The sequence below is a fragment of the Synechococcus sp. TAK9802 genome (assembly GCF_014279535.1).
In the GTDB taxonomy this organism is placed as follows: Bacteria; Cyanobacteriota; Cyanobacteriia; order PCC-6307; family Cyanobiaceae; genus Parasynechococcus.
On record NZ_CP047937.1, the window covers coordinates 1,590,905 to 1,613,459 of the forward strand.

At 63.0% G+C, this 22,555-nt stretch carries 26 protein-coding genes; 13 read left to right on the forward strand and 13 right to left on the reverse strand.

Translation table 11 applies throughout. The features are described 5' to 3' along the window. Complete coding sequence (locus SynTAK9802_RS09215; protein ID WP_186495849.1) at positions 1–363, forward strand: ferredoxin; 363 nt, start codon at positions 1–3, stop codon at positions 361–363. Positions 364–585: 222 nt separating this feature from the next. Beyond that, positions 586–1,731: a fatty acid desaturase gene (locus tag SynTAK9802_RS09220; RefSeq protein WP_186495850.1), complete on the forward strand. Its 1,146-nt coding sequence runs from the start codon at positions 586–588 to the stop codon at positions 1,729–1,731. 35 nt (positions 1,732–1,766) lie between these two features. On the opposite strand, the gene SynTAK9802_RS09225 is transcribed toward SynTAK9802_RS09220, so the two are convergent. From SynTAK9802_RS09225 to SynTAK9802_RS09240, 4 genes are read right to left on the reverse strand one after another with little or no spacing between them, the layout of a single operon-like run. Continuing rightward, positions 1,767–2,798, reverse strand: coding sequence for an alpha/beta fold hydrolase (locus SynTAK9802_RS09225; protein WP_186495851.1), 1,032 nt, complete (start codon positions 2,796–2,798; stop codon positions 1,767–1,769). Then, entirely contained in the window at positions 2,798–4,219 is a 1,422-nt protein-coding gene (locus SynTAK9802_RS09230) for an NAD(P)(+) transhydrogenase (Re/Si-specific) subunit beta (protein ID WP_186495852.1), read from the reverse strand. Before SynTAK9802_RS09230 ends, SynTAK9802_RS09225 begins: the two co-directional genes overlap by 1 nt. After that, a complete protein-coding gene (locus SynTAK9802_RS09235; RefSeq protein ID WP_186495853.1) occupies positions 4,219–4,509 on the reverse strand; it encodes an NAD(P) transhydrogenase subunit alpha in 291 nt (96 codons plus the stop codon). The genes SynTAK9802_RS09230 and SynTAK9802_RS09235 overlap by 1 nt, the downstream gene beginning before the upstream one ends. Then, positions 4,509–5,627: a Re/Si-specific NAD(P)(+) transhydrogenase subunit alpha gene (locus SynTAK9802_RS09240; RefSeq protein WP_255487742.1), complete on the reverse strand. Its 1,119-nt coding sequence runs from the start codon at positions 5,625–5,627 to the stop codon at positions 4,509–4,511. Before SynTAK9802_RS09240 ends, SynTAK9802_RS09235 begins: the two co-directional genes overlap by 1 nt. A 145-nt stretch (positions 5,628–5,772) precedes the next feature. Here SynTAK9802_RS09240 and SynTAK9802_RS09245 point away from each other — a divergent pair, with 145 nt between their 5' ends. Further along, positions 5,773–6,351: an EF-1 guanine nucleotide exchange domain-containing protein gene (locus SynTAK9802_RS09245; protein ID WP_115008613.1), complete on the forward strand. Its 579-nt coding sequence runs from the start codon at positions 5,773–5,775 to the stop codon at positions 6,349–6,351. A 48-nt stretch (positions 6,352–6,399) separates the two neighbouring features. Here the strand turns inward: SynTAK9802_RS09245 and SynTAK9802_RS09250 are convergent, their stop codons facing one another. Further along, the gene (locus tag SynTAK9802_RS09250; protein WP_186495854.1) at positions 6,400–6,576 is read right to left on the reverse strand and encodes a hypothetical protein; all 177 of its coding nucleotides are present in this window, start codon (positions 6,574–6,576) and stop codon (positions 6,400–6,402) included. Positions 6,577–6,678: 102 nt separating this feature from the next. Between SynTAK9802_RS09250 and SynTAK9802_RS09255 the strand changes: the two genes are divergently transcribed. The 3 genes from SynTAK9802_RS09255 (at position 6,679) to trxB (ending at position 9,998) form a co-directional block, all read left to right on the forward strand. Next, positions 6,679–8,163, forward strand: a complete 1,485-nt coding sequence (locus SynTAK9802_RS09255; protein ID WP_370586394.1) for a DEAD/DEAH box helicase — start codon at positions 6,679–6,681, stop codon at positions 8,161–8,163. Positions 8,164–8,259: 96 nt separating this feature from the next. Beyond that, entirely contained in the window at positions 8,260–8,508 is a 249-nt protein-coding gene (locus SynTAK9802_RS09260) for a hypothetical protein (protein ID WP_186493679.1), read from the forward strand. Positions 8,509–8,615: 107 nt separating this feature from the next. Next, positions 8,616–9,998, forward strand: coding sequence for a thioredoxin-disulfide reductase (trxB, locus tag SynTAK9802_RS09265; protein ID WP_186495855.1), 1,383 nt, complete (start codon positions 8,616–8,618; stop codon positions 9,996–9,998). A gap of 12 nt (positions 9,999–10,010) precedes the next feature. On the opposite strand, the gene infA is transcribed toward trxB, so the two are convergent. After that, positions 10,011–10,280 (reverse strand): translation initiation factor IF-1, encoded by a 270-nt coding sequence (infA, locus tag SynTAK9802_RS09270; protein WP_006041809.1) that lies wholly within the window; start codon positions 10,278–10,280, stop codon positions 10,011–10,013. Between the two features lie 201 nt (positions 10,281–10,481). On the opposite strand from infA, the gene SynTAK9802_RS09275 reads away from it, so the two are divergent. Beyond that, complete coding sequence (locus SynTAK9802_RS09275; RefSeq protein ID WP_255487743.1) at positions 10,482–11,144, forward strand: pseudouridine synthase; 663 nt, start codon at positions 10,482–10,484, stop codon at positions 11,142–11,144. On the opposite strand, the gene SynTAK9802_RS09280 is transcribed toward SynTAK9802_RS09275, so the two are convergent. From SynTAK9802_RS09280 to SynTAK9802_RS09300, 5 genes are read right to left on the reverse strand one after another with little or no spacing between them, the layout of a single operon-like run. Continuing rightward, a complete protein-coding gene (locus tag SynTAK9802_RS09280; RefSeq protein WP_186495857.1) occupies positions 11,077–11,904 on the reverse strand; it encodes a methyltransferase domain-containing protein in 828 nt (275 codons plus the stop codon). The genes SynTAK9802_RS09275 and SynTAK9802_RS09280 overlap by 68 nt on opposite strands. Further along, positions 11,904–12,119, reverse strand: a complete 216-nt coding sequence (locus tag SynTAK9802_RS09285) for a hypothetical protein (protein WP_186495858.1) — start codon at positions 12,117–12,119, stop codon at positions 11,904–11,906. The genes SynTAK9802_RS09280 and SynTAK9802_RS09285 overlap by 1 nt, the downstream gene beginning before the upstream one ends. 53 nt (positions 12,120–12,172) lie before the next feature. Continuing rightward, positions 12,173–13,135 (reverse strand): NAD(P)H-binding protein, encoded by a 963-nt coding sequence (locus SynTAK9802_RS09290; RefSeq protein ID WP_186495859.1) that lies wholly within the window; start codon positions 13,133–13,135, stop codon positions 12,173–12,175. A gap of 56 nt (positions 13,136–13,191) precedes the next feature. After that, the gene (petM, locus tag SynTAK9802_RS09295; protein ID WP_011364936.1) at positions 13,192–13,293 is read right to left on the reverse strand and encodes a cytochrome b6-f complex subunit PetM; all 102 of its coding nucleotides are present in this window, start codon (positions 13,291–13,293) and stop codon (positions 13,192–13,194) included. A 28-nt stretch (positions 13,294–13,321) separates the two neighbouring features. After that, positions 13,322–14,452 carry a N2,N2-dimethylguanosine tRNA methyltransferase gene (locus SynTAK9802_RS09300; protein ID WP_186495860.1) on the reverse strand — a complete coding sequence of 377 codons (1,131 nt, stop codon included), beginning with the start codon at positions 14,450–14,452 and terminating at the stop codon, positions 13,322–13,324. A gap of 37 nt (positions 14,453–14,489) precedes the next feature. Between SynTAK9802_RS09300 and SynTAK9802_RS09305 the strand changes: the two genes are divergently transcribed. Together SynTAK9802_RS09305 and ilvN are read left to right on the forward strand one after the other, a co-directional pair. Then, on the forward strand, positions 14,490–15,455 hold the full coding sequence (locus SynTAK9802_RS09305; protein ID WP_186495861.1) for an alpha/beta fold hydrolase: 966 nt from the start codon (positions 14,490–14,492) through the stop codon (positions 15,453–15,455). Continuing rightward, positions 15,427–15,957: an acetolactate synthase small subunit gene (gene ilvN / locus SynTAK9802_RS09310; RefSeq protein WP_011364939.1), complete on the forward strand. Its 531-nt coding sequence runs from the start codon at positions 15,427–15,429 to the stop codon at positions 15,955–15,957. Before SynTAK9802_RS09305 ends, ilvN begins: the two co-directional genes overlap by 29 nt. A 1-nt stretch (position 15,958) precedes the next feature. Here ilvN and SynTAK9802_RS09315 read toward each other — a convergent pair whose 3' ends face one another. Both SynTAK9802_RS09315 and SynTAK9802_RS09320 read right to left on the reverse strand, forming a co-directional pair. After that, a complete protein-coding gene (locus SynTAK9802_RS09315; protein WP_186495862.1) occupies positions 15,959–16,630 on the reverse strand; it encodes a peptidylprolyl isomerase in 672 nt (223 codons plus the stop codon). 4 nt (positions 16,631–16,634) lie between these two features. After that, the gene (locus SynTAK9802_RS09320) at positions 16,635–17,171 is read right to left on the reverse strand and encodes a photosystem I assembly protein Ycf4 (RefSeq protein ID WP_025362460.1); all 537 of its coding nucleotides are present in this window, start codon (positions 17,169–17,171) and stop codon (positions 16,635–16,637) included. Between the two features lie 188 nt (positions 17,172–17,359). Between SynTAK9802_RS09320 and psbD the strand changes: the two genes are divergently transcribed. From psbD to SynTAK9802_RS09340, 4 genes are all read left to right on the forward strand, one after another. Then, positions 17,360–18,415: a photosystem II D2 protein (photosystem q(a) protein) gene (gene psbD / locus SynTAK9802_RS09325; protein WP_006851499.1), complete on the forward strand. Its 1,056-nt coding sequence runs from the start codon at positions 17,360–17,362 to the stop codon at positions 18,413–18,415. Continuing rightward, positions 18,399–19,787: a photosystem II reaction center protein CP43 gene (gene psbC, locus SynTAK9802_RS09330; RefSeq protein WP_186495863.1), complete on the forward strand. Its 1,389-nt coding sequence runs from the start codon at positions 18,399–18,401 to the stop codon at positions 19,785–19,787. The genes psbD and psbC overlap by 17 nt, the downstream gene beginning before the upstream one ends. Positions 19,788–19,896: 109 nt before the next feature. After that, positions 19,897–21,039, forward strand: coding sequence for a PLP-dependent aspartate aminotransferase family protein (locus tag SynTAK9802_RS09335; RefSeq protein WP_186495864.1), 1,143 nt, complete (start codon positions 19,897–19,899; stop codon positions 21,037–21,039). After that, the gene (locus SynTAK9802_RS09340) at positions 21,036–22,532 is read left to right on the forward strand and encodes a PLP-dependent transferase (protein WP_186495865.1); all 1,497 of its coding nucleotides are present in this window, start codon (positions 21,036–21,038) and stop codon (positions 22,530–22,532) included. The genes SynTAK9802_RS09335 and SynTAK9802_RS09340 overlap by 4 nt, the downstream gene beginning before the upstream one ends. Positions 22,533–22,555: the final 23 nt, after the last annotated feature.

A 22,555-nucleotide genomic window follows, 5' to 3' on the forward strand; every position in this document is an offset into this window, starting at 1 on the left:
ATGCAACGGGTCAGCCATCACCTCCTGCTCTGTGCAACCGCCACCAAAGCCAAATGCTGCGATTCAGCGCTTGGAGCACAAACCTGGAATGAACTGAAGAGCGTTGTTCGCGAACTGAATCTCGAAAACACGGAACGCCCGGAGGGAATTGTTCTGCGCAGCAAAGCCGATTGCCTCAGGGTGTGTGAACGAGGGCCGATTCTTCTGGTCTGGCCAGACGGAATTTGGTACGCCGACGTTTCGCCTGATCGCGTCAGAAGAATCATCGAACAACACATCATCGGCCAACAACCCGTTGAAGAATGGATTCTCAAAAGAACGCCATTCGAGGCCACCACTGGCGCCAATTCCGGCGAAATTTGATTCCAGATAAACTCAGCAAAGCATGAGCGAAAGGCTCAATTTGCACCCAAGAGAAGGAACTCTGAGCAAAAGGAACTTGAAATCCAGCCGGAATTCCAAACAACGAAATCCGAACAATTGCTATTGAGCTCTTGAGCACCATGCGCCCACAGGTCGCAGCCCAGGCAATTATGATGAAAACCTTAAGCGCCAACAGATGAGCGCTTGTCTTGAGGCTTCCATTTGGCATTTGCAACTGCGACCCGACCCGCAAATCCAGCCCCTGAAGACAGCGCTGAATCAATCCTCTACCCGAGCAAAGCTGAGCTACTCAGCGCCTTGCCAGCAGAGCTCTCCAAGCTGAGCCCAGCGAAGTCCTGGGCGAGCCTGGCCATGTCTGCTGGGCTTTCGCTTCTGGCCGTCGGCCTGGGAACCCTTCTCCCGCTCTCGGCAGCCGCCACCCCCCTCTGGCTCCTCTACGGCGTGATCACCGGCACCATCGCGATGGGCTGCTGGGTGATCGCCCATGAATGCGGCCATCACGCCTTCCACCCCAACCGCCGGATTGAAGCCGTTGTGGGCTTTGTTCTGCACAGCATTTTGCTGGTGCCGTATTACAGCTGGGCCCACAGCCATGCGGTGCACCACGCCCACTGCAATCACCTGGAACAGGGAGAAACCCATGTTCCGCCGCGGGCAACGTCACCGATGGGACGAACCACCGAACAGCTCAAGCAGAGGTTGAATCCCACCGTCTTCGGGATCATTTCTCTGTTCAATCACCTCGTGATTGGCTGGCAGCTTTATCTCTTCCTGGGCGCCACCGGCGGCGAGGACTACGACTCCCCCACCTCTCATTTCTGGAATCGCAAGCACAATTTCAACGGCAAACGCCGTCTTTTCCCTCAGTCCTTCGGCAAGTGGATGCTGCGATCCAACCTGGGATTGCTCGCCATGGTTGCCCTGTTGCTCATCGCCTCCGTGCAGTTTTCCCTGCTCCGTGTGCTGTGCGTCTACGGCCTGCCCTACCTGGTGATCAACATGTGGCTGACCACCTACACCTGGCTGCAGCACACCAACACCGATATCCCTCACTTCTCCATCGAAACCTGGACGTGGTCGAAGGGAGCCCTGCAAACGGTTGATCGTCCCTACGGGCCCATCCTCAACCTGCTGCACCATGGAATCGGCTCAACCCACGTGTGCCATCACGTGAATTCATCGATTCCGCACTACAACGCCTGGCGTGGAACTCAACTGCTGAGGCAGAGGTTTCCTGAGCTGGTGCGCTACGACTCAACACCAATCCACAAAGCGCTGTGGAGGATTGCCACCCGCTGTGGTGGCGCTGTGTACCAGAACCAAAGCGATCGGGCCTTCTACTACTGAAGCGATAGGGCCCCACAACATGTGGGGATCACGGCTTAACCAGCAACAACGTCCCTGAGCCAGGACGCCGCCAGCTGGTCGCCCCAACATCCGTCGCGGCCATGGAAGCCGTTGTGCCCTCCCCGTGGCGTGAACAAGGTGCGAATCGCAGCCTCCGGAGGCAGCGCCTCTGCGAGATCCATTGCAGAGGAAGCAGGAACCCAAGGATCATCCAGGGCCTGCAGCAGCAAGGTGGGCGGCATCGCTCTACAGGCGGGCACCAGATGCTGCAGGGGTGAAGCCTCGCGGTAGTAGGCCTCCACATCAGCAAACCCCCAGCGGGGAGCCGTCACGGCACTGTCGAACTCACGAATCGAACGTGGGGGCGTCGCCTGCAGCTTGGCTTCCTCGTCGGCGCTCACCCCAAAGGGATCTGCCAGGGTCTGACGCACCAACCGATTGAGCAGCCAGCGTTGGTAGACCCGATTGCGCGGTCGCTCGATCGAGGCGCTGCAGGCCGCCAGATCCAGTGGACTGCTGGCACAGAAGAGGCCATCAAGCACACCGGGGGAAGCCAGAGCGGCATTGAGCAGCATCGTGCCGCCCAGGGAGATGCCTGCCCCCAGCAGTGGGCGACCCCCCGCCAAGCTTCGGGCCCGAGCAATCACCGGCAGCAGATCGCTGTTGCAGCGTGCTGCATAGGTGCCACCCGCAAGGTGGCGGCCTGGATCAGCACCTCGCAGGTTGAGGCGCAGCACTGCAAAACCGGCGGCCTGGAGCGCCACACCCATCCGCCTCAGGCCTTCCCGGGAACTGGATCCACCCAGCCCATGGAGCAGCAAAACCAAGCCCTTGGGGTCCCCTTCCGGCAGATCGAGCAGGGCCAGCAACGACCCGGCAGCCGCCGCTCCACTGGGGAGGGCTGGCACGGGAATTTCAATCGGAACCCCTTGATCGTGGGGGAGATCCACCTCGCGCAGGGTGTCGCGCAGGGTTTGCAGGTCACCGCCAATCCAGGGCCAGCGCTGCTCAAACGACGGAACCCCCAGCCGCTCCCGCAGCTGGGGGTTGTCCACGCCGCAGGCCATCACTTCTTGCCCAGTCCCAGATCCTTGAGTTCCACCAGGAGATCGCCGAGCACCTTCTTGGCATCGCCGAACAGCATCGAGGTGTTGGCCAGCTCGAACAGATCGTTCTTGATGCCGGAGTAGCCAGCGCTCATGCCCCGTTTCACCACGAACACCGTGCGGGCGTCCTGCACATCCAGAACGGGCATGCCGTAGAGCGGCGAATTGGGGTCGTTCTTGGCCTGGGGATTGACCACATCATTGGCACCCAGCACCAACACCACGTCGGTGGCGGGGAACTCGGGATTGATCTGATCCATCTCCTGGAGCTGCTCGTAGGGCACATCGGCCTCAGCCAGGAGCACGTTCATGTGACCCGGCATACGACCGGCCACCGGGTGAATGGCATAGGCCACATCGATACCAGCGCTCTCCAGCACCCGCGTCACTTCCCTGAGCGTGTGTTGCGCCTGAGCCACGGCCAAGCCATAGCCCGGAACAATCACCACCCGTTCAGCGGCCTCAAGGGTGAGAGCGCACTCCTCAACACTGCAGCTGGTGATGTTGGTGTATTGACCACCGCCACCGCCTGCAGCGGTCGTTGCACCCAGGGCGCCACCGAACAACACAGACACCAGGGAACGGTTCATGCCGTTGCACATCACCTGGGTGAGGATCAGGCCAGCAGCACCAACCATGGCGCCGGCCACGATCAGCAACTGGCTGCCCACCACGAAACCGGCAGCAGCGGCAGCCACACCGGAATAGCTGTTCAGCAGGGAGATCACCACGGGCATGTCGGCGCCGCCGATCGGCAGCGTCACCCCGATTCCCAGCAGGCCGGAGGCCACCACCAGCAGCCAGAGGCCCGTGATCGAATCAGCGTTGCGCAGCATCTCAACGGCACCCACAAGGGATGCCACCGCCAGCGCAATGTTCACGGCGTGGCGCGCCTTGCTCTGCATCCAAGCCGGCGTGGACAGCCAACCCTGCAGCTTGGCCATGGCCACGATCGAGCCGGTGAAGGTGATCGCACCCACGAACACGGAGACAACGATCGACACCACGGCCACAGGGCCTGCCGCATCGAGGGCCGCCGGGTAAAGCGCAGCAGCCAGAGCCACCAGCAGTGACGACATGCCACCGCAGCCGTTGAAGAGGGCGACCGTCTCCGGCATCGAGGTCATCGGCACCCGCTGGGCGGTGATGGCGCCGAGCACACCACCCACCAACGTTCCGGCGATGATCCAGGTCCAAGCGGCGATGCTGATGCCGCTGGTGCCGAGGTAGTTGATCAGCAGACCCAGCACCGCAAGGCCCATGGCCACAGCGGCCAGCTGGTTGGCGCCCCTGGCGGAACGCACCTTGGAGAGACCTTTGATGCCGAGGGCCAGCAGCAGAACTGCAACTAGCTCGATCGCGTATTTGAGAAAGTCAGACATCAGCGGTTCTCCTTGCGAGCAGGCTTGCGGCTAAACATGGCCAGCATGCGATCGGTCACGAGGAAGCCCCCGATCACGTTGAACAGGGCAAAGCCCAGCGAGACGGAACCGAGCAGCAACAGCACGGTGTTGTCGCCGGCTTTGATGATGGCGGTGAGTGCTGCCAACACGGTGATGCCCGAGATGGCATTGGCACCACTCATCAAGGGAGTGTGCAGGGTGGGGGGAACCTTGCCGATCAGCTCCAGCCCAAGCAGGCTGCCAAGCAGGAGAACCCAGAGGAATAACATCAGTTGGCACCTGGGGTAAGGACATCGCCACGACGGATGGTGCCGTCCTGGGCGATCAGACAGCCGGCGATCAGTTCATCCTCGGGATCAAGGCTGAGGACGCCGTCCTTCAAGGTGGGCTCCAGCAGAGCCACGAGGTTGCGGGCGTAGAGCGCACTGGCGTGGTTGGGAACGCTGCAGGGCAGGTCGTTACCACCGATCAGCTTCACACCCTTGCGATCCACGGTCTTGCCAGGAACGGTGTCGGCACAGTTGCCGCCCTGGGCCACGGCCAGATCCACCACCACCGCTCCGGGGCGCATCCGATCGAGCATGTCTTCGCTGATCAAACGCGGAGCGCGGCGGCCGGGCACCTGGGCTGTGCAGATGGCCACGTCGGCCTCCGCCAGCTGATCCGACAGCTGCTGACGCTGGGCCGCCAGGAAGGCATCGGAGGCCTGTTTGGCATAGCCACCGGATTCCGAAGGCTTGTCCTCCATCTCGGGGGGCTCAATGAAGCGGGCGCCAAGGGATTCCACCTGCTCCTTCACCGCAGGTCTGATGTCACTGACGTACACCACAGCACCCAGACGGCGCGCCGTGGCCACGGCCTGAAGGCCGGCCACACCGGCTCCAAGAATCACCACCTTGGCCGGCTGAACGGTGCCCGCCGCCGTCATCAGCATCGGGAAATAACGGTCCAGCGCGGCGGAGGCCAGCAGCACCGACTTGTAGCCCGCGATGTTGGCCTGGGAAGACAGCGCATCGGCGGACTGCGCCCGGCTGATCCGGGGCAACAGCTCGAGCGCCATGGCTGAAAGGCCGCTGCGCTTCAGGGCGGCGGTCAGCTCTTCGTTGGCGTAGGGGGACAGCAGACCCACCACCAGCGCTCCCTGGCGCAGGCGGGCCAGGGTGGCTGCGCTCGGCGATTGAACGCAAAGAAGAACGTCGGCCTGACTCCAGGCTGATGTGTCTCCCGTCTCGATGAGATCTGCGCCCTGCTCGGCGTAGGCCTCATCGAGGTAACCGGAAGGGGTACCGGCTCCGCATTCAACTGCGACGCTGCAGCCCAATGAGATGAATTTTTTGACCGTGTCCGGCGTTGCCGCGACCCGGGTTTCTCCCGGTGTCGACTCCACCGGTATCAGAAGTCTGGGCAAGGCGAACACAACCACCGACCCAAGCGAGGTTACGAGGTCGCCCTCTCGCGATCGGGAACCATCCTGAAGAAAGGCCCTCAGTTCTGTCGCTCTTGCTACGTGAAGTGCATCCTCTGTGCTCCCCATGGGTCTCAGCGCAATCGAGTGTCCCGATGGCCTCTGCCACAGCCACCACGGTGGCCATGCCGTTGAACGGGAAACCATGCAGTCCACCCTCCAGTTGCACGGCAAAGACTGGTGTGAACGACTGGCGGAGCGGATTTATGAAATCTCCGTCGACACCTTTTCGCAAAGCGTGATGCCGAGCCTGCACACGGCCGGCTGGCAGCGACGCCATCTCGACTGGGAGTTCAAGCTCAACGACGGCGAGAGTGAACCCGATCGCACCCTGGTGGACGGGATGATCAACGCCACCGAAAGCTTCCTGCGCAGCAGCGAAGTGCACCGCCTGTTCATCCAGGAACTCGTGCAGGGCACCTTCGCGGAGGCCGAAAACGACGACCTGCGCATTCAGGCGGTGCGCACCTTGGTGGAGACCGAGATCGTGGCGATGCTTGAGGAGCACAAAGAGGAGCTGCTGGATCGGCTCGCTCAGCAGCTGCTGGACACCGCCAAGGGGGATTTCACGGCAGCTCGCTCCGCCTCGGAGGAGGCCTTGAAGGAGGTGGAGCACCTGGTGGTTAACCACGCCGAAGCGCTCTGAAGCAGGCGATCTACAGCAAGCGCTGATGATCCAAGACGTGCTGCCGGATCAGACGATCGGCAGCACTTCCTGTTCGAGGCCGGCGGCCCCGTTCACCTCTCCGCGGCGGTGCAGGACGCGGGCCCGAAGAATCAACGGATCGATGTCGCATTCGAGTTGCCAGCAGCCATCGAGCTGGTCGCGCTGCTGATCGAGGGGGCTGCTGAAGAAACGACGTTGGGCCATGGCGATGGGCGGGACCCGATCCCGATGGAGCTGATGGCCGGACGGTAGAGATGCCACGGCGCAAAGGAATGGTTAAAAAGACTCATCTTCCCGGGAGGTGATATCTCTGCCGTCAGCTTCAACCTCCCGGCCAGGCAGACCACGAACGAGGCCCAAGCCGGCCAGGGGCAACCAAGACCAGTTCGACCAAGGCACGTTCAACCAAGGCAGTGGCAGCAACAGCTGATCCAGCTGCTGCGGCGCAGGCTCGAGCTCGAGGGCAGCAGCCGCGACCTGCTGGTGTTTGCCGGCCCCGGGGCAGGCAAAACCCTCGGAGCGTTGCTGGGATTCCGCGCCATGCGCGATCAGGGCCGGCTGGACCATTTCCTGGTCTTCTGCCACCGGAGCTCAATCCTCAATCAGTGGAAGTCCGCCGCGGCGCGTCTTGGCTTGCGGCTGGAGGAGTGGCCCTGCCCGCTGGAGAAAAGCCAGGACGCTGATGGATTGTTGGTGACCTATCAGGGGGCCGGTCGCCAGCGCGAGGCTTTGGGGGCACGGCTCGAGCAATGGGGCCTGAGCTCCTGCATGGCGATCGCCGATGAGGCCCACCATCTCGGCGTTGATCCCGACGAACCGGATGCCACCGCCTGGGGGCAGACCTTTCTGGAGCTGACCGGCAGCGTGCGGCTGCGCCTGGGGCTCACGGGCACCCCCTTTCGTGCCGACAACCTGGCGTTCTGCGCCGCCCGGCGCATGCGGGTGCGGCTCGATGACGGCGGTTGGGTTGAGCAGATCCGACCGGATCTCTGCGTTGAACCCAGGGACTTGATCGCCGCAGGGGATGTGCGCCCCCTGGAGTTCCGTTTTCAGGACGGCTGGGTGGAACACAGCCGCGAAGGCCAACCCGACCGCGACGTTTCCCCCCTCTCGGCGGAGCAACGGGAAAGCTGGCGCGCGCGAAACCTGCGTCGCGCCATTCGCCTGGCCGACAGCAGCAGCATTGGCCAGCAGGTGCTGCTGCGTGCCCAGCAGAAGCTGAACCAGTTGCGTGAGCGACAACCGCAGGCTGCTGGTCTTGTCATCGCCCGCGACATCAGCCACGCCGAAGCCATCAGCCGGGTGTTGATGGACGACGGCAACCGGGTGGAGTTGATCCATTCCCAGAGCCCCCAAGCAACGGAGCGCTTGAACGCCTTCCAAAGCGGTGACGCCGATTGGCTGGTGAGCATCGACATGTGCGCGGAAGGCTTTGATGCGCCACGTCTGCGGGTGGTGGCCTACCTGACCACCGTGGTGACCCGGAGCCGTTTTGTGCAGGGCATCACCCGGGCTGTGCGGATGACGCCGGAACTGGCCGCCCGTGAAGCCATTCCCAGGGAAGCCTCCTACGTGTTTGCTCCAGCAGACCCACTGCTGATGGACTACGCCCGCTCATGGTCGGTGGCTGAGCCCTACGTGCTGCGGCCTCAGGAGCAGGTGGCCGAAGACGAGCAGCCGGGGGTTGGCGCCTGGCGCGGACCGAGCCTTCCCCTGGAAGCGGTGGAGGACGGAGCCGGCGCTGTGATCCGGCTGAAAACGCCCGAATTGCCCGCTTTTTTGCAGCGCTGAGCACAGCATTGGCCAGAGGAAAATGCGAATTTGTGCGAACGGACGGCCGAAAGGGACCTCCGATCCGCCAACCTGATCAACATCGAGGAGACAGTCATGGACGCCGCAATGGAACGCCGGATCGTCGTTGCAACGGGCTGGGCATCCACGCGCATCGCAGTCCTGGACAAGGAAGAGCGCTATGAAGACAGTTATGCGATAACTCAAGAATTCTGCGAATGGATCACATGCATCGGCGAAAACGTGGAGATGCTTGAGGCCAATGTTTTGGCGGTTCCGCGCAACCCGAGCAAACGGCGTCCGATTCACGACCCCAGCTCCAACGACTCACAAGTTGAAATCTGAAGATTTTCTTAAATTCTTCTAAGCCTCACTCATTCATTCCCAAGTCTTTACTCGCGTCGGCTTCCAACAGGGCTTTAGATTTTACTCATAGTCAGTTCGCTTAAGCGGTGGGTCAACCCGGTACGGATCACATCGAAAACCTGGTCATCGTTGGATCGGGGCCAGCCGGGTACACAGCCGCCATCTACGCAGCACGGGCCAACCTTCAACCGCTGCTGATCACTGGGTTCCAACGCGGTGGAATCCCCGGTGGCCAGCTGATGACCACCACCCATGTGGAGAATTTTCCGGGCTTCCCTGATGGTGTGCTCGGGCCCGACCTGATGGACCTTATGAAGTCCCAGGCGGTGCGTTGGGGCACCCACCTGCTGGAAGCAGATGCCGACAGCATTGATCTGAGCTCCAAGCCCTACCGCATTGAGGTCGAGGGACAGACCATCCGCACCCACGCCCTGGTGATCGCCACCGGCGCCAGTGCCAACCGCCTCCAACTTCCCTTAGAGCAAACCTTCTGGAGCAAAGGCATCAGCGCCTGTGCGATCTGTGACGGCGCCACACCGCAGTTCCGCAATGAGGAACTCGCCGTGGTGGGCGGCGGCGACTCCGCCTGCGAGGAGGCGGTGTACCTCACCAAGTACGGAAGCCATGTGCATCTGGTGGTGCGCTCCGACAAGCTCCGCGCCAGTGCCGCGATGGCTGATCGGGTGTTGGCCAACGACGCGATCACGGTGCACTGGAACAGCGAAATCGAGGACGTAAGCGGAGACGACTGGATGCAGTCGATGACCCTGCGCAATCGCATCGAGGCCAGTTCATCCACCATCGCCGTTAAGGGGCTCTTCTATGCCATCGGCCACACCCCCAACACCGATCTACTTCGGGGGCAAATCGATCTGGACGACAAGGGTTACCTGACAACGCAACCCGGACGACCGGAAACGTCCATGGAAGGCGTTTTCGCGGCCGGCGATGTGGCCGATGCCGAATGGCGACAGGGCATCACCGCAGCTGGCAGCGGCTGCAAGGCGGCCTTGGCAGCGGAGCGCTGGCTGAGTCACCACAACCTGGCCACCCGGGTGCAGCGTGAGCAGGTGGAGCCGGCGGTGGCGGAACGCCCGGTGAATGTGGATGTCACCACGGAAGCCACCTACAACCCCCAAGGGCTTTGGCAAAAAGGAAGCTTTGCCCTGCGCAAGCTCTATCACGACAGCGCCAATCCTTTGCTGGTGATCTACACCTCACCCAGCTGCGGCCCCTGCCACGTGCTCAAGCCTCAGCTCAAGCGGGTGATCGAACAACTGGATGGATCCGCCCAAGCCGTTGTGATCGACATCGAAGCCGATCAGGAGATTGCTGAACAGGCCGGAGTGAACGGCACACCCACGGTGCAGCTGTTCCACAACAAGGCCATGGTGAAGCAGTGGCGCGGCGTGAAGCAGCGCAGCGAATTCAAAGCTGCGATTGAAGCTTGCCTTCAGGCTGCTGCCTGAGGGCGACAGCCCTCAACGACGGCGCGGTCCGCCGGGGCGGTTGCCGCCGGGACGACCGCCGGGAGCACCGGCATTGCGCTCGCGGTAGGTGATGCGGCCGCGGGTGAGGTCGTAGGGGCTGATCTCCACCAGCACCTTGTCACCAGCGAGCAATTTGATCCGGAACTTGGTGAGCTTTCCAGCGGCTCTGCAGAGGCATTGGTGGCCAGCAGGCTGCTCGAGGGTGACCAGATAGAACCCGTTGCCCTGTTCCTTCTCGATCACGCCCGAGGTTTCGATCATGCGCTGGTGGCCAGTTCTGTCTTGCTGCAGCCAGTTTAGAAGGCCACTTGCACCCCGCAGAGACAACACAGCCCTTAGGCTCCAACGCTGACACACATCCCCCTGCCGTGATTCTCCCCCCGTTGAGCCTGGATCTCGGCCTGCTATTGATCTCCATTGGCGTGGTCAACCTGTGGAGGATGCGCGAAAACGCAAGCTGACTTGACGACGCTGCTGCTGAACAAGCCCTACGGGGTTTTGAGTCAATTCACGCCGGAGGAGGGAAGCCGCTGGCGTTGCCTGAGCGACTTTGTTGATGTGCCCCATGTGTATGCCGCGGGCCGACTCGATGCCGACAGCGAAGGGTTGCTGATCCTCACCAGCAACGGCCGTTTGCAACAGCACCTCACTGACCCTCGCTTTGGCCATTGGCGCAGCTACTGGGCGCAGGTGGAAGGCACTCCCAACGCCACTCAACTGCAACAGCTCTGCGATGGCGTTGTCGTTCAGGGGCGCCGCACCTTGCCGGCGAAGGCGCGCTGGCTTCAGGACCAAGACCAACCGCAGTTGGCCGAACGAACACCTCCGATTCGTTATCGCGCTGCGATTCCCACCAGTTGGTTGCTGCTGTCCCTCACCGAGGGGCGCAACCGACAGGTGCGCCGGATGACGGCGGCCGTTGGCCTGCCGACGTTGCGTCTGGTGCGCTGCTGCATCGATCTGATGGACAACGGTCCCCCGCTGGACCTCACGGACCTTCAACCCGGCAGTTGGCGAGTGGTGACTGCGGCTGAACAGGAACGGCTCAACCGGCTGATCAGCAGCAGCTCAAGGACTGGTGCTCAGCGGGGAGGACATCGGCGGGGAGGGCACCGACGAGGGTGACCGCCCGGAATTCAATGCCCTCCACCACACGCCAGGGCTGCTCACTGAGATCGGCGTAGCGAACCTGCTCAAAGCCAAGAGCTTCGAAGGCCTCCAGGAAGGCCTGCTCCTGCCAAGCACCGCTGATGCAGCCACTCCAGAGATCAGGGTCCTGCTGCAAATGCAGGGGCACCACCTGATCGCAAACAATGTCGCTGATGGCAACGCGACCACCGGGGGCCAGGACCCGGCGAATGTTGGCCAGGAGCCTGTCGCGTGCTGATGGGTTCACCAGGTTGAGCACACAGTTGCTCAGCACCACATCGATCGAACCGTCTGCGATCAGGGGTTCACCTGTGGCCGTGGGGGCATCCAGGGCTTCGATGGCCCCATCAACAAAACGGACGTTGTCGAAACCCACGGCTGAAGCAACAACCGGGATCGCTTGACGCGACAAGGCCAGCATGTCGGCGTTGCGGTCCACACCGGTCACACGGCCGGATGCACCGACAATTTGGCTGCAGATGAAGGCGTTTTTTCCGCTACCGCTGCCCAGGTCCAGCACGCGGTCCCCTTGCTTCACCCAGCGGGTGGGGTCACCACAGCCGTAATCCCGTTCAACGACTGCATCAGGAATCACCTTCAGCAGGGCAGGGTCGAAGCCGACCGGAGTGCAAAGGCAGGCTTCCTGCTCTTGGGCCGCAGCCCCGTAGCGGGCTTCCACCGCCTGAGTTTGATCCAGCGACTGGGGCACTGGGGACGAACAACACGGTTCCGCCATCAACCGATCGACTCCTGCAGCTCACGCACCACATTCCACTGGCCGTACCAGTAGTTGGCCTCAGCCCGTCGATCGGGGTCCTCCACACCATCCACCGCATCAGGGCCCACCGACTTCCACAACTCATGGCCACAGACGCGATTGAGGCCTTGTTCCGCCTCATCTGACAACAACTGCAGACGCCGCTGCAGATTTTTGAGCTGAGCGACAGCCATCAGAACAAGAGCAATTGAGGCGATAGTACAAAAGAACCAAGAGGGATCAAGGTTCAGAAAGGCAGCTTTTTCTTCGCGTCCTTGTCGAGATCGGCTTCCATCTCGCGCAGGCGCTTCAGGATCGTGTCGTAGTACTCACCGATGTAGGCCTCCATGTCCGTGGTCTCCGAGGCCTCAAGACCGAAGGCGGCGTAGCTGTTCTGCATGGGGGCATCCAGGGTCTGACCGCTGCCGGTGACCTCAGCAAAAGCCAAGCGCTCCGCCACGTTGACGGCGGGTTCAAAGAAGGAGGCCACCCCCTGCATCAGGTTCATCAGGACGGGCTGCACACGAAACACGCGGGCTGTCTTGCCACTGCAGCGCTCACAGAGCTGCACCAGTTCGCCGGTGTTCCAGGCCTTGGGGCCAACAACGGGGTAGGTGCCACGCACGGTTTCCTCCCGCTCGAGCGCCGCAACGGCGAAGCGGGCCATGTCCTGGGTGTTCATGTAGGCAATGGCCGTGGGGCTGCCACTGACCCACACCGTCTGGCTCTCCAGAACAGGAATGGCGAACTGACTGATCACCCCCTGCATGAAGGCGGCACCCTGCAGGATCGTGTAGTCGAAATCAGACGACTCCAGCAGCTTCTCCGTGCAGGCTTTGATGTCCATCAAGGGAACTTCGCGGTGCTGATGGGCGCCCAGAAGCGAGAGAAAGACAAAACGCTTCACCTCTGCCCGCTCACAGGCACGAAGCAGGTTGAGCTTTCCGTCCCAATCCGTTTCGTAGATGCTGCGGGGGTCGTTGGGGCGACTGGTGGATGCATCGATCACGGCATCCATGCCCTCGAGGGCGTAATCGAGGCTGTCGGGCTCCAACAGGTCACCCCGGGTCAGCTCACAACCCCATTCCTGCAGAAAGGCAGCCTTGCGGGGGGTCCGCACCATGCAGCGCACCTGGTGGCCGGCGTCAAGGGCACGACGGGCGATCTGTCGTCCCAGGGTGCCGGTGCCACCCACCACAAGCACTTGCATCGGCGCCTTCCTCACGAAGGGTGGAGCCTAATGGCCCCAGTTCCAAAGCGACTGCTTCAGTCGTCGCCTTGCAGTTTCAGCAGCAGAGCACCACCAGCGAGGCCGACGGGAATCAAGACCCAGAAGATCGCAGCAGTTCCAAAAATCTCAGCAGCCATGGTCTGGGCAAAACGATCACCCGCCCATTTAAATCCCTTCCCCCCGCAGGCTGGCGCAGATCTGTAACAGCTGCGGTAATTCCGCATCTGTTCGCACCTGGCCAGGCATGACGCCACTGGCACTGGCGCGATAACCCGCCGCCTGGAGCGCCTGCACCAATGGCCCCAGAGCTGGTGGTCCACCGATGCCCAGCCGCCGAGCCAGCTCATCGGTGGGCCAGACCGTGGGGCGATCGCCGGGATCCGCCTGCAGGCGCTGCATTAATCGAAGCGTGGCAGGGCTGATCTGCTGACGCCCCAGCTGTTGAGCCTCGGCAATCAGCTGCTGCAACAACTTCGGCTCCTGCAAGGGACCGATCCACAGCGGGCCGCTGATGCTCCAGCGCCCCCGCCCAGCCACGCAATCACAGGCGGGCCAGCCGCTGAGCTTGAGCAGGGGCTGCACCCGCTGGGCTCCGCAGCGTTCACAACGGGCCACCAGCCCCAGCTTCTGTTCATCGCCCGCGGGGATCTGACGCCGCAGGCGCAGGGCGAGGCGAAAGGTGCGGCCTTCACTGAAGCTGAACAGCGGCTGCAGTCCACGGCCGAGCATCCAGGCCTGCCGCGCCACCAGCCCGATCTGCTGCCGCAGGGCCATTTCCCAGCTGGAGGGATGGGCGCGAGCGGCAGCCCCGAGGCTGCGGATGGCGCCTGGCCGGTCATGGCCGGTGGGGGAGCGACCATCCGTGGAGGCCAGAAACAACAGGCCGTCGAAACGCAGAGCCTGAAGGGCCAGCTGAATCAGAGGCCCAGGAGCACCAAAGGCATCAAGGTCGATGAAATCGAACCAGTGGCGCTCAACAATCGAGCGATGCAGCAGCAGGTCTGCAGCCTCAGCCGTGAGCCGGGTTGAACACCCCAGCCCCGCCGCATTGGCCTGGATCAGCGGCAGCCGGTCGGGATCCCCATCGTTGATCCAGAGCTCCGTTTCAACGGCCGGGTTGGCCAGCGCCTCCAACCCCCAGCGCAGGGCCCTGATCCCGCAACCCGCCATTAGATCCAGCCAGCGCAGGGGACGCGTGGCGTGGAGGCTCTGGTGACGGGCCAGTAACACCGAAAGGTCCCGGGCCGGACGCGACTCAGGCCTGAAAAAGCCTGGGCCAAGGCTGAGTTCAGCCAAACCTTCGCGATAGTGATGATCGGTTGAGGTCAGAAGGGTGCCGCCTGCTGCTGTCCAGACTGCCGAGTGGGGTGTCCAGAGCACCTGGCAGTGGAGGGGCTGGCCCTGCCACTGGCGGGTCCGCGGCCCTGAAGCGGGCCCTGCCCTGCTGCTGTTGCACGGTTTCGGCGCCGCCAGCGGACACTGGCGCCACTGCGCGCCGCGCCTGGCTGACCAGGGCTGGAGGGTCTACAGCCTGGACCTGCTGGGTTTCGGTCAATCCGCCCAGCCGGCGCGGCCGATGGACAACCGGCTCTGGGCCCTGCAGGTGTGCGCCTTCCTCGATCAGGTGGTGCAAGGGCCAGCGGTGGTGATCGGCAATTCGCTGGGGGGCCTGACCGCACTCACCGCGGCGGTGCTGGCGCCGAACCGGGTGCGGGCGGTGGTCGCCGCGCCCCTGCCGGACCCTGCCCTGATTCAACCGTTGCCGAAACGGCGGGCGCCCTGGCGGCGGCGTTGGCAGCGGCGCCTGCTCGCCCTGGTCCTGCACGTGCTCCCGCTTGAACTTGTGGTGCCCTTGATCGCGCGCACGGGCCTGCTCAAAGCCGGGCTTCAGGGTGCTTACTGGCAGTCAATCCAATCCGACCCGGAGCTGCTGCAGTTGATCGCCCGTCCGGCCCGGCGCTCTACAGCAGCCCGGGCCCTGCGGGGCATGAGCCTGGGCATGGCCAACCGTCCCCGAGGCGCCACCGCCCCAGCCCTGCTCGAGCAACTGCGGGTGCCCATGCTGCTGATCTGGGGCCGTCAGGATCGGTTTGTGCCCCTGGCCATCGGGGAATCCGTGGCCGCCAGCCACCCAGAACTCGAGCTGAGGGTTCTGGATCGCTGCGGCCACTGCCCCCATGACGAAGCGCCTGATCGCTTCCTGGCTGTGTTGTTGCCCTGGCTGGACCGTAACTTGGGAGGACCAGACCGGCAGGGGACGACCAGCGGCGATGAAACACACCCTTTCGGTGGTGGTTGAAGACGAATCCGGCGCACTCAGCCGGATCGCAGGACTCTTCGCCCGACGCGGCTTCAACATCGACAGCCTGGCTGTCGGCCCAGCAGAGGCCGAAGGGCAATCGCGCCTGACCATGGTGGTGGAGGGCGATGACCAGACGCTCCAGCAGATGACCAAACAGTTGGACAAGCTGGTGAATGTTCTTCAGGTCCTCGACCTGACCCAGCGCCCAGCCGTGGAACGGGAGCTGATGCTGCTCAAAGTTTCAGCACCGGCGGCATCCCGGGGCGCCGTGATCGAACTCGTTCAGGTGTTCAGGGCCAAGGTTGTGGACGTGGCCGATGAAGCCCTGACCCTGGAAGTGGTGGGGGATCCCGGAAAGCTGGTGGCCCTTGAACGGTTGATGGCCCCCTTCGGCATTCTCGAAATCGCACGCACCGGCAAGGTGGCCCTGGAGCGGGCCTCAGGCGTGAACACCGAAATGCTCAAGGTGTCTCCCAGCCAAAGCCGGGTGCCGGCCTGAGTTACTGCGTGATCGCAGCCTTGGTGATGCGGTCTCCTTGCTGGATCGCATCCACCACCTCCATGCCGTCCACCACACTGCCGAAGACGGCATAACGTCCGTCGAGTTCCGGCAAGGGACGCAAGGCCACATAGAACTGGGCGCTGGCGGAATCAGGAGCCTGGGAGCGGGCCATGGCCACCGCTCCACGCTCATGGGTCAACTCCAGGCCATCAAGTTCTGCCGGATTGGTGCTCACCCTGCTGTAGCGGGGCTGCGGCTCGGATCGGAACTTGATCTCAAGCGGGATCATCCGCGCCTGGCCGTTGTCGGGATCCACAAAACTGCCGGTACCGAGCTGTCCCAGGGGGATCGATCGATCACTGGATTGCGGATCACCCCCTTGCACCACAAAGGGAACGGGCTCGCGAACAACGCGGTGGAACATGGTTCCGTCGTAGGTGCCGCGCCGCACCAGATCGATGAAATTGCCGGAGGTGAGGGGAGCGGCATCGCCGTTCACTTCAATCGTGAACTCGCCCTGGCTCGTCTGCATGGTGACGGTGGCCAGGCCCTGCAGGCAGGCCGCCTGAGCATCAGCACAACCAGTCACCACCGAAGCGCGCGGGGAAGGGCTGCAACTCACCAACAACGGGATGAGCAGAAACAGCGCCCAAGAACGAAGACGACGCATCGGATCAAAGACCCTCAAGGTTGACGCCAAGGAAGCGGGCCAGTTCAGCACCGTCCTTCTCCAACTGCGCCAGAGGAAGCGGTTCACCAACGCGGGTGAGCGGCATGTCACGGCGTCCCTGGATTCTCAGGGCGACGCGGCGGCGCGCATTGAAGCCATCGCGCACCTCCACCTTCACCGCCTTGACATCTTTGAGCGGAATTTCCACCAGAACGGGTTTGCGGAAACCACGGCGGCTGATGGTCACTACGCCGGCATCTTTATCGAAGCGATTGCTGCCGCCACCAACGTTCACAGCGATCACATACCAGAGGTAGGTGGCCAGCAACGCCGCAGCCAGGCTGTACAAGCCCATCACCAGTCCCTGGGGCACGAACACCAGAGCTGCAGGGTGCCCGATGGGAACCAGATCGCGACCGAGGTAGCTCGAGAGCGAAGCCAGAAGGAAGCCCACGCCCCCAATCGTGACGGCCGAAGCCACTAGAAAATTCGAGAGACGACGGGAGCCGAGCACGGGTTGCTCGAGCACTGCTGCGGACATGACCCAGCCAGAACGAAGCGCCATTGTGACCGCAGAAAGGCCCCGACGACGAAATAGGAAAAAATCCCTAAGAAACAGAGCGATACAGGGCGTTTCAGCTCACGCAAATCAGCCCCGCAGGTCGCGTGAAGATTGTTAAGGTCGCGGCGTATCCCACAGCCTGCGGCTTTCCGCACCGTTCACCTCTCATGACGATCGCTGTAGGACGCGCGCCACAGCGGGGATGGTTTGACGTCCTCGATGACTGGCTCAAGCGCGACCGCTTCGTTTTTGTCGGCTGGTCCGGCATCCTTCTTCTCCCAACGGCCTACCTGGCCATCGGTGGCTGGCTGACAGGCACCACCTTTGTCACCTCCTGGTACACCCACGGCATTGCCTCCTCGTACCTGGAAGGTTGCAACTTCCTTACCGCTGCTGTGTCCACCCCCGCTGATGCGATGGGTCACAGCCTGCTGCTGCTCTGGGGCCCTGAAGCCCAGGGCGACTTCGTTCGCTGGTGTCAGCTCGGCGGCCTTTGGGCCTTCGTGGCCCTGCACGGCGCCTTCGCACTGATCGGCTTCATGCTCCGTCAGTTCGAAATCGCTCGTCTGGTCGGCATCCGCCCCTACAACGCCATCGCCTTCTCCGGTCCGATCGCGGTGTTCGTCAGCGTCTTCCTGATGTACCCCCTCGGCCAGAGCAGCTGGTTCTTCGCGCCCTCCTTCGGGGTGGCTGCGATCTTCCGCTTCCTTCTCTTCCTCCAGGGCTTCCACAACTGGACCCTGAACCCCTTCCACATGATGGGCGTCGCCGGCATCCTCGGCGGTGCACTCCTCTGCGCCATTCACGGCGCCACCGTGGAAAACACCCTGTTTGAGGACGGTGAGCAGGCCAACACCTTCAAGGCGTTCGAGCCCACCCAGGAAGAAGAGACCTATTCCATGGTCACTGCCAACCGCTTCTGGAGTCAGATCTTCGGTATCGCCTTCTCCAACAAGCGCTGGCTGCACTTCTTCATGCTGTTCGTGCCTGTGATGGGCCTGTGGACCAGCTCCATCGGCATCATCGGCTTGGCCCTCAACCTGCGCGCCTATGACTTCGTGTCCCAGGAAATCCGTGCTGCAGAAGATCCCGAATTCGAGACCTTCTACACCAAGAACATCCTTCTGAATGAAGGTCTGCGTGCCTGGATGGCACCGGCTGACCAGCCGCACGAAAACTTCGTCTTCCCTGAAGAGGTTCTGCCCCGTGGTAACGCTCTCTAATCCCGGTCTTGGCGCCACTGGCGGCAAAGACCTTCCCTCCACCGGGTATGCCTGGTGGTCCGGCAACGCCCGCCTGATCAACCTGTCCGGCCGTCTGCTTGGTGCCCACGTGGCCCACGCTGGTCTGATGGTCTTCTGGGCCGGCGCCATGATGCTGTTCGAGGTGAGCCACTTCACCTACGACAAGCCCATGTACGAGCAGGGCTTCATCTGTATGCCCCACGTCGCCACCCTTGGCTACGGCGTGGGGCCCGGCGGTGAGGTCACTGATCTTTTCCCCTTCTTCGTGGTCGGTGTCCTGCACCTGATCAGCTCCGCCGTGCTCGGCCTCGGCGGCCTTTATCACGCCCTGCGTGGTCCTGAGATCCTGGAGAACTATTCCTCCTTCTTCTCCCAGGACTGGCGTGACAAGAACCAGATGACCAACATCATTGGTTATCACCTCATCCTTCTGGGCGTCGGCTGCCTGCTGCTGGTCTTCAAGGCCATGTTCTTCGGCGGCGTCTACGACACCTGGGCCCCCGGCGGCGGTGACGTCCGCATGATCACCAACCCGACCCTCGATCCTGGCGTGATCTTCGGTTACCTGTTCCGCGCTCCCTTCGGTGGCGAGGGCTGGATCATCGGTGTGAACTCCATGGAGGACATCATCGGTGGCCACATCTGGCTGGGTCTGACCCTGATCTTCGGTGGCATCTGGCACGCCATCACCAAGCCCTTCGGCTGGGTGCGTCGCGCCTTCATCTGGAACGGTGAGGCCTACCTGAGCTACAGCCTTGGCGCTCTGAGCTTCATGAGCTTCATCGCTTCGGCCTACATCTGGTTCAACAACACCGCTTATCCCTCCGAGTTCTGGGGCCCCACCAACGCTGAGGCATCCCAGGCTCAGAGCTTCACCTTCCTGGTGCGTGACCAGCGCCTCGGCGCCAACATCGGTTCCGCCATGGGCCCCACCGGCCTTGGTAAGTACCTGATGCGCTCACCCACCGGTGAAATCATCTTCGGCGGTGAAACCATGCGCTTCTGGGACTTCCGTGGTCCCTGGCTGGAGCCCCTGCGTGGCCCCAACGGTCTCAGCCTCGACAAGCTGCAGAACGACATTCAGCCCTGGCAAGTTCGCCGTGCGGCTGAGTACATGACCCACGCTCCCAACGCCTCGATCAACTCCGTGGGCGGCATCATCACCGAACCCAACTCGGTGAACTACGTGAACCTCCGCCAGTGGCTGGGTGCAACGCAGTTCGTGCTCGCCTTCTTCTTCCTGGTTGGTCACCTCTGGCACGCCGGCCGCGCTCGCGCTGCTGCTGCTGGATTCGAGAAAGGCATCGACCGCAAGGCTGAGCCTGTGCTCGGCATGCCCGACCTCGACTGATCTACCGGTTCAACCCAAACGATCGTCATCAACCCTCGCCACACGGTGGGGGTTTTTTATTGGGATGGGAGAGGCGATTTCTTAGCCTGTCCGAATCGATGGATCGTCCGTGAACACAGGCCTGAACACCCGGGTGATCCACCACGGCGACAGCTTTGCGGGAGACACCGGCACGGTGATGCCGCCGATCTTCCCCACCAGCACCTTTGCCCATGGCAACGCTGGCGGATTTGATTACACCCGTTCCGGCAACCCCAACTTCCGCATCCTTGATGGGGTGCTCGCTTCGGTTGAAGGCTGCGCCCACGCCACCGTCTTCGCCTCCGGCGTCAGCGCCATCACCGCCGTGGTCTCCCAGCTGAAGCAGGGCGATCTAGTGCTCTGCGAAGAGAACCTCTACGGCTGCACCGTGCGGCTGTTCGAGCAGGTGTTTGCCAAGTTCGGCCTGAAAACCGCGTGGGTGGACTTCACCCAGCCGGCCGCACTGGAGCGGATCCAAGCCCAGAAGCCGGCGATGGTGTGGCTGGAGAGCCCGACCAACCCTCTGCTCAAGGTGATCGACCTGCAGGCGGTCTGCGCCATCACCCAACCCCTCGGCATCCCCGTGGTGGTGGACAACACCTTCGCCACCGCCCTGGTGCAGCGGCCCCTGGAGCTGGGCGCCACCCTCTCGCTCACCAGCACGACCAAATACATCAACGGCCACTCCGATGCCCTCGGTGGAGCCGTATGCACCAACGATCCCGAGTGGCACCAGAAGATGGTGTTCTCCCAGAAGGCCCTCGGCCTGCAGCCCTCCCCCTTTGATTGCTGGCTGATCACGCGGGGCATCAAGACCCTGCCGCTGCGGCTCAAGCAGCAGATGGCCAATGCCGCAGCCCTGGCCGATCAGCTGGCGGGGCACGCCAAGGTGAACTGGGTGCGTTACCCCCACCGCCGTGATCACCCGCAGCATCAGGTGGCAACCCGTCAGATGCGTGCCGGTGGCGCCATCGTGACGGTGAGCTTCAACGCCAGCCAGGAGCAGACCTATGCCCTCTGCAAACAACTGCGCTGGTTCACCATGGCCGAAAGCCTGGGCGGCATCGAAAGCCTGATCTGCCACCCCGCCACCATGACCCACGCGGCGGTATCCGCCGAGGTGAAGGCCAAGCTGGGCATCGACGATGGCCTGGTGCGCTTCTCGGTGGGCTGCGAAGACCTCGCCGATCTGCAGGCCGATCTGGACCAGGCCCTGGAGCTGCTGGCGTGAGTCCTCGCAATTTGCTCAGCGATCCGGCCTGGCAGGGCTCTGATCTCGGCCATCCCCTGCCCGACTCCCCCCATGCCGTGTCTGTGGCGCTGCCGCGCTGGCGCGATGTGGTCGCCTACGAGGAGAAGGATCCGGCCTGCCGCGATGCCCTGCAGACGATCTATCCCCGCTTCGGCCTGCATCCGCTGATCCGACAACTGGTTCAGCCTTCGGAGCTTGCAGGCAACACGGTCTGGCCCTACCCCACCGAAGCGGCAGCCAAGGCAGCCCTGGCCCACTGCCAACGCAAGGTACCGAAGAGCCGCTCGGAGCTGATCGCCATTGCTGGGCTGACCTGCCTGCGCAGTGATGCAGCGGCGAGCCCCCATGCCAAAGCGTTCTGGCAGCACACCGGCCTGGGCCTCTCCTCCCGCCAGGCCGCCATCGCCCTGGAGAAAGAGACATCCCCCAGCAGGACATCCGGCGACGCGGCCCGCGAGCTGATTCGACAGCGCCTGGCATCCATCCATGGCGTCGACGCCCAGCAGATCAGCCTGCATCCAGCGGGAATGGCCGGCCTGTATGCGGCCCTCAGCGCCATCCAGACGCTGCGACCTGAGAAGCCCACGCTGCAGCTGGGCTTCCCCTATGTGGATGTGCTGAAGCAGCCGCAGGTGGTGTTTCACGGCGGTGAGCTCCTGCAACCGCAGAGCCTCGCCGAGGTGGAAGCGGCCCTGGATCAGCTCAAGCCGGCGGCCGTGATTGTGGAGCTGCCTAGCAATCCGCTGCTGCGCTGCATGGATCTGCCGGGCGTGTCGGCCCTGGCCCGCAGCCGCGGCATTCCAGTGATTGCCGATGACACGATCGGCACCGGCATCAACCTCAATGCCCTGCCCTACGCCGATCTGATCTTCACCTCACTCACCAAGAGCTTCGCCGGCCGCGGTGATGTGATGGCTGGCAGTGTGCTGGTGAGCCCGCAGTCGCCCTGGGCAGCCTCCCTGCTGGCGGCGGTTGCAGCCATCGCCCCTCTCAGCGATGCCGATGCCATCGCCCTGGAGATCGCCAGCCGGGATGTGCTCCAGCGGGTGCCGCAACTCGATGCGAACGCCCTGCTTCTGGCGGAACGGCTCGAAGCCCATCCAGCCGTGCAGCGGGTGCTGCATCCAAAGAGCTGCCCCAACTTCCGCGCCTTGATGCGCAGCGGAGCTGGCCACGGCTGCCTGCTCTCCTTTGAACTGAAGGGAGGCCAAGAGCACTCCAAGCGGGTTTACGACGCGCTTCGGATCAGCAAAGGCCCCAGCCTTGGCACCGATTTCAGCCTGGTGTGCCCCTACACCCAGCTGGCCCACTACGACGAACTGAGCTGGGCGGAGCAATGCGGTGTGCCGGCTGATCTGCTCCGGGTGTCCGTCGGTCTTGAAGAACCCGAGGCACTGTGGATGCGATTTGAGCAGGCATTTGCTGACGAAGAGTCCGGTGAGACTCTGAAAAAGCCCTTAACAACCGGGTGAGGAGAGGCTTTTGATCATTAGTT